The sequence below is a fragment of the Pandoraea aquatica genome, assembly GCF_902459565.1.
GTDB classification, from domain to species: domain Bacteria; phylum Pseudomonadota; class Gammaproteobacteria; order Burkholderiales; family Burkholderiaceae; genus Pandoraea; species Pandoraea aquatica.
The window spans coordinates 1-13,164 of record NZ_CABPSN010000013.1 but is presented as its reverse complement, the minus strand read 5'-3'; the positions used below and the strand labels follow the sequence as shown (position 1 = coordinate 13,164).

General features: G+C 59.5%; 12 protein-coding genes. 2 read left to right on the top strand and 10 right to left on the bottom strand.

Annotated elements, in window-relative coordinates:
* Positions 1-87: 87 nt before the first annotated feature.
* The 5 genes from PAQ31011_RS25715 to PAQ31011_RS25695 form a co-directional block, all read right to left on the bottom strand.
* Positions 88-930: a MurR/RpiR family transcriptional regulator gene (locus PAQ31011_RS25715; protein ID WP_246179791.1), complete on the bottom strand. Its 843-nt coding sequence runs from the start codon at positions 928-930 to the stop codon at positions 88-90.
* 113 nt (positions 931-1,043) lie between these two features.
* The gene (locus PAQ31011_RS25710) at positions 1,044-1,382 is read right to left on the bottom strand and encodes a hypothetical protein (protein WP_150578466.1); all 339 of its coding nucleotides are present in this window, start codon (positions 1,380-1,382) and stop codon (positions 1,044-1,046) included.
* A 274-nt stretch (positions 1,383-1,656) separates the two neighbouring features.
* Positions 1,657-2,751 (bottom strand): M14 family metallopeptidase, encoded by a 1,095-nt coding sequence (locus tag PAQ31011_RS25705; RefSeq protein WP_150578465.1) that lies wholly within the window; start codon positions 2,749-2,751, stop codon positions 1,657-1,659.
* A 6-nt stretch (positions 2,752-2,757) separates the two neighbouring features.
* On the bottom strand, positions 2,758-3,948 hold the full coding sequence (locus tag PAQ31011_RS25700) for a M20 aminoacylase family protein (protein WP_150578464.1): 1,191 nt from the start codon (positions 3,946-3,948) through the stop codon (positions 2,758-2,760).
* A 155-nt stretch (positions 3,949-4,103) separates the two neighbouring features.
* On the bottom strand, positions 4,104-5,438 hold the full coding sequence (locus tag PAQ31011_RS25695) for an MFS transporter (RefSeq protein WP_150578463.1): 1,335 nt from the start codon (positions 5,436-5,438) through the stop codon (positions 4,104-4,106).
* 200 nt (positions 5,439-5,638) lie between these two features.
* Here PAQ31011_RS25695 and PAQ31011_RS25690 point away from each other — a divergent pair, with 200 nt between their 5' ends.
* The gene (locus PAQ31011_RS25690; protein ID WP_150578462.1) at positions 5,639-6,511 is read left to right on the top strand and encodes a LysR family transcriptional regulator; all 873 of its coding nucleotides are present in this window, start codon (positions 5,639-5,641) and stop codon (positions 6,509-6,511) included.
* Between the two features lie 123 nt (positions 6,512-6,634).
* Positions 6,635-7,075: a hypothetical protein gene (locus PAQ31011_RS25685; protein ID WP_150578461.1), complete on the top strand. Its 441-nt coding sequence runs from the start codon at positions 6,635-6,637 to the stop codon at positions 7,073-7,075.
* Between the two features lie 374 nt (positions 7,076-7,449).
* Here the strand turns inward: PAQ31011_RS25685 and PAQ31011_RS25680 are convergent, their stop codons facing one another.
* The 5 genes from PAQ31011_RS25680 to PAQ31011_RS25660 form a co-directional block, all read right to left on the bottom strand.
* Positions 7,450-7,884: a hypothetical protein gene (locus PAQ31011_RS25680; RefSeq protein WP_150578460.1), complete on the bottom strand. Its 435-nt coding sequence runs from the start codon at positions 7,882-7,884 to the stop codon at positions 7,450-7,452.
* Positions 7,885-7,949: 65 nt separating this feature from the next.
* On the bottom strand, positions 7,950-8,567 hold the full coding sequence (locus PAQ31011_RS25675) for an Imm52 family immunity protein (RefSeq protein ID WP_343031686.1): 618 nt from the start codon (positions 8,565-8,567) through the stop codon (positions 7,950-7,952).
* An 11-nt stretch (positions 8,568-8,578) separates the two neighbouring features.
* Positions 8,579-9,610 (bottom strand): hypothetical protein, encoded by a 1,032-nt coding sequence (locus tag PAQ31011_RS25670; RefSeq protein WP_150578458.1) that lies wholly within the window; start codon positions 9,608-9,610, stop codon positions 8,579-8,581.
* Between the two features lie 237 nt (positions 9,611-9,847).
* A complete protein-coding gene (locus tag PAQ31011_RS25665) occupies positions 9,848-10,624 on the bottom strand; it encodes a hypothetical protein (RefSeq protein ID WP_150578457.1) in 777 nt (258 codons plus the stop codon).
* Positions 10,625-10,647: 23 nt separating this feature from the next.
* The gene (locus PAQ31011_RS25660; protein ID WP_150578456.1) at positions 10,648-13,104 is read right to left on the bottom strand and encodes a DUF637 domain-containing protein; all 2,457 of its coding nucleotides are present in this window, start codon (positions 13,102-13,104) and stop codon (positions 10,648-10,650) included.
* Positions 13,105-13,164 lie beyond the last annotated feature (60 nt).

The following is a 13,164-nucleotide window of genomic DNA, read 5'->3' as shown; positions in this document are numbered from 1 at the left end:
TGACGACGCGGACGAGAGACCGCCTTGGCAGCAGATACCAATGATGGGGAGGTTTGCGGTGGAGGGCCGTCCGAGGACGGCGGACGGTCAGATTTCGTCGAGTGCGTCGTGGAACGCTTCCACGAGGCCGAGGTGACGACGTCCCGGATTGCCCGCAAGCGTCATCACCTGCGTGACGATCAGGTGGCACAGGCCGATCACGGCCGTGTGGTTATCGAGCACGCCGGGGCCTTGCACGTCGCACTGCAACGACCACTTCGCGGGCGTCTTCGTCGCGGCATTGCGTTCGGTGATGTAGACGAGATTCGGGCACGCCTTTGCGAGCTGCGCGACGACCGTCGGCATCTGGCGGACGCGACGTCGCAGTGCGAAGACGATCACGATGTCGTCCGCGCCGATGCCTGCGAGATGTTCGCCGAGCGTCTCGCCTGCACCGGGAATGACTTGTGCGCTGGGGACGATTTGCAGCAACTGCCAGCGGAAGTACATCGCGAGCGGCAGGCTGGAGCGAAAGCCCACGACCCAGACCTTGCGCGCCGACAGAATCGCGGTAGCGATCTGCTCGATTTCGGTAGACGAGAGACGGCGGTAGGTCGCGTCGATGTTGGCGAGGCTTTGCTGACGATGCGCGCCGACGACGTCGTCGGCCACCGCTTCGGTCGCGTGCGCGGTGGCGGCCATGGCGAGTGGCGAGCCAGCGCGTTGCTCTGAACGGACGTGTTTGCGTGCGTCGTCGAACGACTCGTAGCCCAAACGTCGCACGAAGCGCGTAACGGTGGCGTTCGACACCTGAGCCAGGGTGGCCAGCTCGGACGCCGAATACCCCGCGAGATCGCCCGGCAGATCGAGCGCGAATTCGGCCAGACGCCGCTCTGATGGCGAGAGCTGATCGAGCTGATCGCGAATCCGGCCGACGAAAGACTTTTTCACGTGGGATGCCATGGACGTTTTGAGCAGTGCGTTTGCTTGGTTGAGGCAGGCGATTGCGGTCGGCTATTGTCGCTCGAATTGGGGGAATCGGGAAATTGCGCACCGAGAGCGTGCTATCGACGCCCGGAAAGTTCGATGCCTCCGTGGCAGTCGACCATCGCGAAATAGTCCTTACCTTCGTGCACAACCGGCACCATCCAGATCCTATCGTCAACGCTGCCGCTTTCGAACGCTCCCGGAAGTACCGTGAACGATGTATCGCGTTTCCTGTTGAAGTAGCGCGTTAGAAATACATTCAATTCGGAGGCTGTCAGATCAGGACACGATCCACTTTTACCGGGATAACGAATGTAGACGGCTATGCACCAGATCGTGACCAGCAACAAGACACAAGTGATGACAAGCAGCTTCAACAGACGCCACCATGGATTACGTTTTTGGGATGCTTTCATCGTTGCCCCAATCCTCTGATTGGCTGAACACCTCTGAATTCGATCTGGTAGCGTCCGTAGAAGTCGGGGACTGACCCTGTAAATAGCATTACTAACCGATCACTCTATGATTTAACGCTCTTCGATCAATCGACCGGGACGGCAGTTACGGAAGACAGCCAGCTACGTGTAGTCGGCTGCCAAATCCGTTAGACCGTCGATCTTATTGACGAAAGTGCGCTCACAGCTATCAGTTATCGGCTATGACTTGCCAAGGCCAGGCGCGCGGCGTCTCTTACGTCGTTCCGCCCCGCCCCAACCCCGTTATCGCCTGCAAGATGGCCACGCGTGCCTGCCCGAGAATCTGGCCATGCCATACGCCGTCCTCGAAGCAGAAAGCCGCTTGCACCGCGGCGCGGATGGCCGACGCTTGCGCATCCGTCGCTTCGGGGTGACGTCTCAGCCACGAATCCGCCCGCAGCATGTGCAGCATGTCGATGAGCGGCACCGTCCCGTATTCGATGGCGATGGCGGTCACCTGCGCGTGCTTCGCCGTGTTGCGCAGCGTGTCGAGCAACGGACCACCGACGTTCGACGCCACCGTCGTTCCGTCGATGGGGCTTGCCAGATCGGCACCCCACCACGCGCGGGCGCGCGCTAACTCTGCGGCGTCGAGGCCGCCTACGCAGATCTTCTCGCCATGACCCGGCGGACCGAGACCGGTATGGAAGTCGATCCAACCGATGGCCTCGCAACGCGAGCCGTGCGTCTCGATCAGCGTGCGCATCAGCCGTGTGCTCCACACCGGTTCGCGTCCGCCGTAGAACAGGCCGTCGGCGAACGCGTACTGTCCGATCGTCAGCGCGCGCTGATACGCCGCTTCGCCGTGCGTCGCGATGTAGTCGGCGATGGCCCGCACGTTATCGTTGGACGGCGGCCACTCGGGCGGTACGAGCAAATCATGCAGATCGGCGTAAGCCGCGTTGACGGGCAGCGGCTGCGTGAAGTCGATGCTGTTTCGATTCAGATCGACGTTGTCCTCGTTGGTGCGGGACAGCCACGAGAAGCCATACGGATTGATCGCGTGGACGACGAGAATAGCGACGTCCGCCGCCGCGAGGCGCGACTTCAGTCCTTCGTCGCCCAGCAGCGCGATCTGCGCGGCGCTGCCGCAGAACCCCTCAACGCCATGCGTACCGGAGGTGAGGATGAGCAAGCGTCGCGCATCGGGCGCGCCGAGACGCACGACGTCCGTCGCAAGCGTCTCACCCTGACGGCCGACGATGTCGGGAATGACATAGCTCGTCACCTCGACACCGGCCTGCCCGGCCGCTGTCGCGAAACGCTCGCGCGCCTGAAGATAGCTGGCGGAAAACGGACTCGTGGTCATCGCGTCTTACTCCGCCAGGAAGGCTTCGGTCAGGCGCACCCAATAGGTCGAGCCGAGCGTGAGGACATCGTCGTTGAAGTCGTAGCTCGTGTTGTGCAGCATGCACGGACCGAGACCGTGACCATGCGCACGATGGTCGCCGGTGCCGTTGCCGATATAGGCGTAGCAGCCCGGGCGCTCCAACAGGAAAAACGAAAAGTCTTCGGCCCCCATCGTCGGATCGATGGGATCAACGACGTGATCGCGTCCCACGATCTCCTTCATCACATTGAGTGCGAACTGCGTCTCAGCGGCGGTGTTGACCGTCGGCGGGTAATTGCGGATGAACGAGAACTCGACCGTACAGCCGTAGGCGGCGGCCGTCGATTCGCAGAACTCGCGCATGCGTTTTTCGACCAGATCGAGCACTTCGAGCGAGAAGGTGCGCACCGTGCCCGCGAGCGTCGCGGTATTCGGAATGACGTTGATCGCCTCACCTGCCTGCATCTGCGTGATGGAGAGCACGGCGGCGTCGATGGGGCGCTTGTTGCGCGTCATGATGCTTTGCAGGCCGGTGCCGATCTGCATGGCCGTGAGGACGGGATCGATACCGTCATGCGGCATGGCGGCGTGCGCGCCCGTCCCTTTGACGATGATGCGGAATTCGTTGCTCGACGCCTGCGTCGCACCCACGCGCGCGCCAAAGCTGCCCGCCGCGAGTCCCGGCCAGTTGTGCAGCGCGAAAACCGCGTCGACCGGAAACTTCTCGAACAGACCGTCTTCGAGCATCGCCTTCGCGCCACCGCCGCCCTCTTCCGCCGGTTGGAAGATGAAGACGATGGTGCCGTCGAAATTGCGATGTGCGGCCAGATGCTGCGCTGCGCCGAGCAGCATGGCGGTGTGGCCGTCGTGACCGCAGGCGTGCATCTTGCCCGCGTACTGCGACGCGTGTTCGAACGTGTTGAGTTCCTGAATCGGCAGCGCATCCATGTCCGCGCGCAGACCGATGACCTTCTTGCCTGTGCCATTGCGTAGCACACCGACGACGCCCGTCTTACCCAGCCCGCGCGTGACTTCGATACCCCACGATTCGAGCAGCTTCGCCACGATGTCCGACGTGCGCGCCTCTTCGTAGCGCAGTTCGGGGTGGGCATGGATGTCGCGTCGGATAGCTTGCAGTTCGTCCGAGCGTTCGGCGATTTCCGGAATGATGGACATAGGAGTCGTCTCTTGAGAGTGCCCCGAAAGGCGCGACGCTCGCCGACGATGTCAGCAGGTCGCGCGCATTGGACAGGGGCAGGTTTGGGGAGGCAGTGCGGTGGCGCGCCGGCGAGCCATCGAGATGGCCGCCGGGCACCGTGATCGTTGGTGTCTTAGAGCAGAGGTTGCCGCGAGCGGTCCTTGAGCATCAGGATCGTGACGAGGCCCACGGCGGCGCCGAACAGACCGTAGTAGACGACGGCGAGCTTGTCGCCCGTCCAGCCGATGAGCAACGTTGCGATGGCACCGGCAAAGCCGCCGAAGATCATCACGGCGAAGTTGTAGCCGATGGCCATCGACGTAGCACGCACGCGCGACGGGAACAGTTCGCACACGAAGGCGCAATACGATCCCTGGAACAGCCCGAGCGAGAGCATCAGGCAGCATTGCACGAAGATCAGCATCGGCAGCGTCGGCACGTGGCTGACGGCGAGGAACAGCGGATACGCGATGATCAGGCTGATGAGTGCGGAGGCCGTCATCGGCTTCTTGCGGCCGATGGCGTCCGAGATGCGGCCCGAGGCAAACGTCCCCACGATGTAGGCGACGGCCGCGCACAACGACGCGATCACGCTGCTCTTGAACGGGATGCCCAGCGACTTCGTCGCGTAGCTCGGCATGTAGTAGTAGAAGATGTAGGTGCCGATCGTGCCGTACACCGTGAGGCCGAAGCCCGCCAACACCTGACGCCAGTGCTGCGTGACCGACTCGATGAACGGCGAGCGCTTTTCGGCGTCTTGCTTGCGGGCGTCCTTGAAGACGGGCGATTCATCCAGACGCGAGCGCACATAGAGACCGACCGGCACGATGAGCAGACCGATGACGAACGGAATGCGCCAGCCGAACGCGTCGATCTGTTCCGGCGTGAGGGTTTGCGTAATGCCGACGGACACGATGGCACCGAGCAGCATGCTGCACGCCTGCGCAATCATCTGGAAGCTGCCGTACACGCCACGACGCTCGACCGGTGCGTGCTCGACGAGGAATGCCGTGGCACTCCCCACTTCGCCGCCTGCGGAGAAGCCCTGAAGGAAGCGGCCGATGAGCATGAGTACCGGTGCGGCCATGCCGATCTGCGCGTACGTCGGTGCGAAGGCGATGACGGCGACACCGAGTGCCATGACGGTAATCGTCAGGAGCAGCGCGGCCTTTCGTCCGTGTTTGTCGGCGTAGGCGCCGAGCACGATGCCACCGAGCGGACGCGTCAGGAAGCCGACGCCGAACGTCGTCCATGCCGCGAGCAGTGCGGCGGTGGGGTTATCGCTGGGGAAGAACTGACGCGCGATGTTCGCGGCGAAGAAGGTAAAGACGGTGAAGTCGAACCATTCGAGCGCATTGCCGACGGTGGACACCGCAATGACCTTGACGTCGATACGTTTGCTCGATCGCTCGGATTGCGCAGTATTCGCGGTATTCGAGGCGCCGTCGCGCCCGACCGAAACTTCCATGGGGATACTCCTCTTCTATGAAGTGTTTTCGTGGCAAGCCGACCGCACTCGCTTCGCCCCATTCTGCTTGTGCCAAAAAACCAATAAAAGCTAGAATTTGTGATTCGTCATCGCAAGTTTTTTGATGAATTGATGGTGGTTTTTGGCGAACCCCTTCGGGGCTTTCTTTCGAATATTCATATGTTTAGCGTGAGTCATCCATGAGCAACCTGCGATTTATGCGGACGTTTGCGGCGGTCGCGAGATACGGCTCGTTCGCTTCGGCAGCCGAACATCTCGCCATGACCCAATCGGCGGTCAGCATGCAGATGCGCGCGCTGGAGGAGGAATTCGACCATCCGCTGTTTGATCGCGTGGGGCGCTCCGTGGCGCTTAACGCGATGGGACGGCTTTTGCTGCCGCACGCTGAGCAGTTGCTGGCGCAGTACCAAACGATGCGCACACTGGCCGCCGGCATCGAATCGACGGCTGGACCGGTGACGATTGGTGCGGTGGAGTCGGCGGTGAGTGCGCTGGCGAGGGCTGTGTCGCAGATCAAGCACGCGCAGCCGCATCTGGAGATATCGATTCAGACGGCACGGTCGATTGAGTTGACCGCGAAGCTCGACGCCGGGGAGATCGATTGCGCAGTGCTGGTGGAACCGTCAGGGAGACGTCCTGCAGGGGTGCGGTGGACGCCGCTGTATCGGGAGCCGTTGGTACTGCTGGCGTCATCGGCGTTGAAGTCGTCGTCTGTGGCGAAGCTGCTGGAGACGGAGCGGTTTCTACGGTTTGACCGGACGCAGCGGACAGGGGCGTTGATTGATCGCGCTGTAAGACGTCAGCACGTGAAGGTCAGTGATTTTTTGGAGCTGTCGTCCATCGAAGGGATCGTGGCGCTGGTGCGTCAGCGGGTCGGTGTGGCGGTGGTGCCGATGCTCAGAAGCGCGAGCTGGGCGCATGAAGATGCGTTGCGTGTGATTCCTCTACCCGGAGTCACGGAGCAACGGAGCATCGGGCTACTGGAACGGACGCGTCACGATAAGGCAGGGATTACGGCGGCGATTGCGCAGCAGGTGATGGCGCAGGGGTGAGTGGTGTCGTCAACCAAATATGCTCCGAATACGTTTATATTTAGGATTCCACGCTACTGATAGAATTTTCGCCGGGCGTCACGCTTACAAAACGACTGAACAATCCAAATTGGGATGAAGACGATGAAGAAATTGCTGATCTGTCTGGCGATGCTGATGACTGGGGCATCGAGTTCGGCCTTTGCGCAGTCCTGTGGAAGCATCAACGATAGCGATCAGCGCGCGTACTGCTACGCGAGGCAGGGCAATGGCACTTGCGGGAGCATCAATAACAGCGATTTGCGAGCACAGTGTTACGTCGAGAAGGGCAATGGCACCTGCGGAAGCATCAACGACAGCGATCAACGCGCTTACTGCTACGCGAAGCAGGGCAATGGCACCTGCGGAAGTATCAACAACAGCGACTTGCGAGCTCAGTGTTATGCAGAGAAGGGCAATGGCACCTGCGGAAGTATCAACGACAGCGATCAACGCGCCTACTGCTACGCGAAGCAGGGTAATGGCACTTGCGGAAGCATCAATAACAGCGATTTGCGAGCAAGGTGCTACGCGGATAAGCGATAAGGTGCGGGGGGATTAGGTCGGGATCTCGTAGTGCATCTGGCAGAAAGCACAAAGGGTTACGTGAGAGCACGTAACCCTATGTTTTTTGGTTCAGCGAGAGGGTGAACGTCGTCGTGCTCGGTTGCAGCGACGCGGGCAAGTTCGAGATCAGAACTTGCGGGGAGATGGGATCGCGCGTCGCGCCCAGTCCATCGACGACGTAGCTCAAAGCCAGCACAAGCCGGGATTGTGGCAGCGATCGCGCGGCAGGTCGGCGCGGAGGTGAGAGAGGTCGGCGGCGATCCGCTCACGTCAGTTCGCCTTTCATCCTTCCGCTCTTTACATCTTTACTTCGTTCTCGCGGCATCAGCGGTTCGCTATTCGAACTGCAACCTCTAAGTGCACGAGGCAAAGGCACGCATCAGCTCGACTCCGAGATGGGAATTCATCACTTCATGTTCGATCGCCTTCTCTATTAAAGGCGTACCCCCACCATTTTCATAATTGAACGACGGCACCATTTTCACGGTGACACCGTTGCTCTCCAAGCCTACGGATTTAGCACCTTTCCCGAGAGTCTTCCAACTCTTTACACCCGCCGCTTCAAGCATGGGCGCTTGAATTTCTTTCCACTCGTCTTGACTGGGGTGCCTCACACCTTCGATCGAACCATCCAACGCATCGCGAACCTTCTGGCCGAGATCCTCCTCCAGCCCCCCTTCCTCGGCTACGTAGACGGGCCCAGAGGCAATCCATAGGCCGGTAGATGCCTTTGAGTAGGCTTGGATAAAAATCTTCCCTTTTCTGAGTAATGCATATGCAGACTTCACTTCGCTGCCTCTACGAATTATGGATGAAATCTGAGTGCTTTCGACTGAAGGCTTGATAACCCGCATCACTGCGGAACAAGAATAACCCCATCGTTCAGCGGGCTCTGTTTCGCCCCCGCGAACAGGGGGTCTATGCGCTTAAACGACGATGACAAGTACAGCGCTCTGTCCAAGAACGGTCCTTCCTGATCCGCGCGCTCCATCATGCTGGATTGGGAAGCCACTACCGCCCAATCCGGACTCCATGCTCGGACCAAAAGGTCAATAAGCTGCTCCACCGTTCCGACCGAGTTCACATCGAATTTTGGAGGAATCTTTAGAACTACTGCATTCGACAGGCCAGCGACGTTTGAATACATTCCACACTTCATCGTCAACGATGACGTTTCCTCTCCGGCCATCCCATTCCATGCCGAAATGCGAAAACCCAACTCATCTATCAATTCGTCGTCAATATCCCTCCGATTCATCCCTTTGATGAACAGTGCTTCAAGGCTGCTCACATCACTCGAAAAGGGTTGGTTACGTGTTGCTTCTGCTCGACTGTGCCCCGGCAATCGCCACCCTCTGAAAAACTCCGATACGTCCGAGAGGTTTTTCACAAATGCCGAAGCCCGGCTAGCGCACTCTACCGCCGACTCCATTCGTGGCCCCCAGTAGGCCGCTGCCAATATTGTCTCCACGACTTGATCCTTTATTTCGGTGCTACATAGATTACGGAGATACCCTTTATGCCTTGGTCGCTTAGCAGCGCTTGTATTGCTCTCGCAGCGGCTGGCTCAGCAACGCTCCATTGGACTGATCTACCATTCGCGGCCACGACTTGTCGTTCCGCTTGATCAATCAGGCTATATTGCCCTTCAAACCACGGTTGAAACTGACCATTCTTCGCGACAAACTGCTCATATGCCGTGCTGCCGAAGCTCAGCGACAGGTCATTGCTCGCCAGAATCTGTCCGCCTGCGGATAGCGCAGTGAAGTTCTCCGACAGATAGACCTGCGGCATCAGCGCGGTCACGGTCGGGCATTTCGCATTGCCCGTTGCTGTGCACCCCGGCTCCGGCACCGTCTGCTCCACGTACCACAGCATCGGTTGTGACAACCCTGCGATCTGCTCAGGTGTCAGTGCCTGACCTAACTGGATGTTGTTCGTCTTCGCGTACTCGACGGCGTTGCCGTACAGCACCAGCTTCTGTTGGTCGTTGACGCTCAACTGCGACGTGCTGTCCGTCGACAACCCATTGATGAAGCTCGCCTTGCCCGTTTGCATCAGGGCGGCTTGCTGAAGCTGAATAGACTCTTGTTGCGGTGAGAAGTAGAACGTCGTCGTGCTCGGTTGCAGCGACGCAGGCAAGTTGGAAATCAGCACTTGCGGGGAGATTGGATCAAGCGTTGCGCCCAGTCCACCGACGACGTAGCTCGGGCCGTTCTGCTGGCCGGTGGCTCCCGTCAGGATCGACGAACCCGCGCCGCCCAAGCTCGCCGGGATCGTCAGATTCAAGCCGCCGTTTGCCGGAGCCAGACTGATCACTCGCGGCGCGTTGCCGACTTGCGGGGTGTACGTGTTCGCCGTCGTGATGCCGTTCACGAGACTCGTGCCCGTAAGCGACACCGACTGCCCAACCACGTTACCAACGTTGACGATCTGACCGCCCGACGTCACCGTCAGATTCGGGGCCTGAATCGTCGCCGCGATGTTGCCCACTGGCGTCGGCGGGTTGATCACTCAGCGATCGGACTGCCCCGACGAATCCGAGCCCTCAAGGTGGCATTCAGGCAACTCCTTGCGGGATAACCGACAAGTTGTTCGACTCGGTTGGCGCACGAAACCAATTCATTCGACGGAGAGATTACCCAACCCTCGACACTGCGCCATGAACTCACACCGCCCAAGCCAGCCTAGCGCGTGACCTCTCGGAAAATCTAGCCAACGCGAGTCGCTATGAGCATTAATGGAAGACTGTCACACATTACCGTACAGGGCACTCCGGAGGCGCCCCTGCTCTTCAGCAGTCACCTCGGAATCGAAATCAATATCCTGTAACACCAACTTCAAAATTCCGCCCTCCAGTGCTTCGATGGATTCCGCATATTCCTGCTGGAAGTGCTTTTTCTTCTCTAAGCCTACCCTCATCCAGAACAGCTCACTTAACCACATTCTAGGTGCAACGGCTTCGACGTAGCCATCACGAAGCACCCAGCGTCCAGGATTCACAGAGATATCAACAATTTCCTTCGAGAGAGGCGGGGGTAAGCCGTTCGACTTTTTCGGGAGTTGAGAGCAATCACGTCCAGCGAGTTGATACTCGAATGGATCGGTAGCGTTTTGCCATCGGGTGTATTCAACATCGGACACCCACCCTTGCACAAAACCTGCTTCTAAAACGAACGGATTAATCCAGTCCTCCCATACTCCAGCCGCCGCAGGGTACCTCTCCTCGATTTGAACAAAACAGTGTTCAAACGATGCTGCAACACCATATTGGAATATAAGCTGCTGCGAAATCAATTCACCCCATGGACGTGAATTGGCAGCGCGTCGAAGAACCACCGATGCGGGAGCCGAATCATCCGACGTTTTGACTACCCTCGACATCCCAAATTTGTCTGCCGGGCCCTGCAACTTGCTGATGGCAAGCCCCGGAGACATGAGTCCTTCCCGTGGCACAAAACTAATCCCATGTGGCTCATGGCTACCACGCAACTCATCCTTCTCCGTTAGAGAAAAGATGATCTTCATAACTTGAGATCTCAACCGAATCATTATTGAAACACCTTAATAATCACTGCGACCCCACGGCTTTGACCATAGGCGACTAACGATTGCGCGGCTGACGCGCCGTCTGGCTGTACCCGAAGGTCGAGCACCATGTTCGCAGGAATGTTATTGACGGTAGCGCCACTCGAACCTAGCGAGTCAATGACGTCTTGCATTCGATTTAACCACCCGCTCCCCCTAGTGTCGACCGACTTCAAGCTTACTAACGTATTTCCGTTTTGGAAGTCTACGAGCGGAAAATACCCGTTATTGGTCTCACCAACGTGGAACCACCCACCTGATTCACTGTATTCGGTCTTCGAAAGCTGCCGTTCGATATAAACACCTCGCTCAGTAGGCTCTCGCCCCCACGTACCTCCAGCCCCACCTGTATCGCCCGACGTCGTTCCGGTAGTACCGTTGCTAGCTCCGCCTTTTCCCGATGCCGGCACTTCACGCCCACCGGTCGATTCATCTCCTCCGTTGCCGCTTGATAACGTCCAGTTGCTTGGCGGCGCACCTCCGGCGACAGTCGGAGGTGCGATAACGCACGCCCCACCTCCTGGAGCAGGAACACATACAGCCGGCGGTGGAGTCACCGCTCTTCCCCCCGCCGCCGGGGGAGTACGATCGTTTTCCTGCGCAAGCGGGTTAGCATCTGCTGGTGGCTTCTCGCCCGATTGCTGCCGCTGTGCGAGCAGGAACTGGCGCGCCAACAAATCGCGAAGTTCAGAACGGGCATTCGATAGAGACGCGAAAACGCCTAGGAGCTTTGAAGCAAGTCCGCCCGCGCCAGGATGCTTTTCAGCATTGTTCGTCGCTTCGTTCTGAGCCCAGAAAGCCCCAGCATTTGCATCTGCGCCAGCCATACCGGCCCCGAGTGCACCAGCGAGGCCAGCAAGCGTAGTCAGTGCGGCACGTTGAGCTGCATCCAACGGCTGGCCGCTCCCCAGTGCATTTACCAGATCCGGCACCAATGCCGCACTGATACTCGCGCCAATCGCGCCCCCCGCACAATCGCTTCCCGATGCCGCCGCCCCCGCGCACCCGAGAGCGGCGTGCGTCGCCACGTATGCGAGATCACCAGGCAACCCCTCACCGAATTTTCCTGCCCCGTTCAACTCGCCAATCTGGAACGCCAGTGCAGCCCCGAGATTATTGATCCCGCTGTTCTTCAGCGCCTCAAGGAAACTCCCTCCTTGAATTGCCGACTGCACGCCAGCTTGAATGACTGACTGACCGAGAATCGCCGCCCCTTGCGTCAGCAACTTCTCTGCCGTCGTTGCTGCGGCATTGGCTGCCGTCCCACCGACGTAGCTCGGATTCACACCCGCCAGGCTGCTCAGACTGTTGCTTGATCCGCCCAGCGTGGTGAAACCTAGTCCGTCACCCGAGTACGTAATGCCGTTGAGCAACCCCGCCGTAATCGCACTCGCGAGTCCGCTTGTTACCACCGAACCGAAGTTGATCGATCCCGTCGTCGCCAACTGCGTGAACGCCGAACTCGTCATCGCGGTAAGGCCTGCGCTCAGCGCAATATTGCCCAGCCCTGCGCCAATCGCTATGCCCTCGGCCGTCGTGCCCGCTGCGGCCATCATCGTCGCCGTGCCCGCCGTCGCGCCCGCGAAGTTACCCACCATCGCCGAGAACATCGGTCCCAACACAGCCGACATCGCCACCGCCGCGACGATCATCCCAACCTGCTGAATCCCGAAATTCCCGCCCTGCTTCACAAAGTCCGTGTGCAGGTCGTTTTGCAGCGTCTGCTGGACGAAGTTGTCGCCCAGTTGTGCCGCGACGCCCGCAATGAACGCTTGCGTTGCGGCTTGATCCACCTGGCCGTTCGGGTCTAGAAGTTGAAGCGCGCCGCCGATCTGGTTGAACTGGTCGACGTTGAGCGTCAGGCCGCCCGCTGCTGCGCTCATGAAGCCGCCCGGCTGCACCATCGTGCCGGTGGTCTTCAGGTAGCCCGCGTCCTTGATGTAGCTCCAGATTTCACCGACGTCCACCACGTTTGCGCGGTTTGTCAGCGTGCCTGTGTTCACCGTCAGCGTCCCGCCTGAGGTGATTGAGCCTGTGTTGAGGATGCTGCCGCCCGTCGCCGTGCTGCCGAAGTTCAACGACAGGTCATTGCTCGCCAGAATCTGGCCGCCTGCGGACAGCGCTGTGAAGTTCTCCGGCAGATAGACCTGCGGCATCAGCGCGGTCACGGTCGGGCATTTCGCATTGCCCGTTGCCGAGCATCCCGGCTCAGGCACCGTCTGCTCGACGTACCACAGCATCGGTTGCGACAACCCTGCGATCTGCTCAGGTGTCAGGGCCTGACCCAACTGGATGTTGTTCGTCTTCGCGTACTCGACGGCGTTGCCGTACAGCACCAGCTTCTGTTGGTCGTTGACGCTCAACTGCGACGTGCTGTCCGTCGACAACCCATTGATGAAGCTCGCCTTGCCCGTTTGCATCAGGGCGGCTTGCTGAAGCTGAATGGACTCTTGTTGCGGCGAGAAGTAGAACGTCGTCGT

Bases quoted from the DNA above. Each gene is read 5' to 3' on its own strand.
- PAQ31011_RS25710 (WP_150578466.1), bottom strand. From the start codon at position 1,382: ATGAAAGCATCCCAAAAACGTAATCCATGGTGGCGTCTGTTGAAGCTG.
- PAQ31011_RS25705 (WP_150578465.1), bottom strand. From the start codon at position 2,751: ATGACCACGAGTCCGTTTTCCGCCAGCTATCTTCAGGCGCGCGAGCGT.
- PAQ31011_RS25700 (WP_150578464.1), bottom strand. From the start codon at position 3,948: ATGTCCATCATTCCGGAAATCGCCGAACGCTCGGACGAACTGCAAGCT.
- PAQ31011_RS25695 (WP_150578463.1), bottom strand. From the start codon at position 5,438: ATGGAAGTTTCGGTCGGGCGCGACGGCGCCTCGAATACCGCGAATACT.
- PAQ31011_RS25690 (WP_150578462.1), top strand. From the start codon at position 5,639: ATGAGCAACCTGCGATTTATGCGGACGTTTGCGGCGGTCGCGAGATAC.
- PAQ31011_RS25685 (WP_150578461.1), top strand. From the start codon at position 6,635: ATGAAGAAATTGCTGATCTGTCTGGCGATGCTGATGACTGGGGCATCG.
- PAQ31011_RS25665 (WP_150578457.1), bottom strand. From the start codon at position 10,624: ATGAAGATCATCTTTTCTCTAACGGAGAAGGATGAGTTGCGTGGTAGC.
- PAQ31011_RS25660 (WP_150578456.1), bottom strand. From the start codon at position 13,104: ATGCAAACGGGCAAGGCGAGCTTCATCAATGGGTTGTCGACGGACAGC.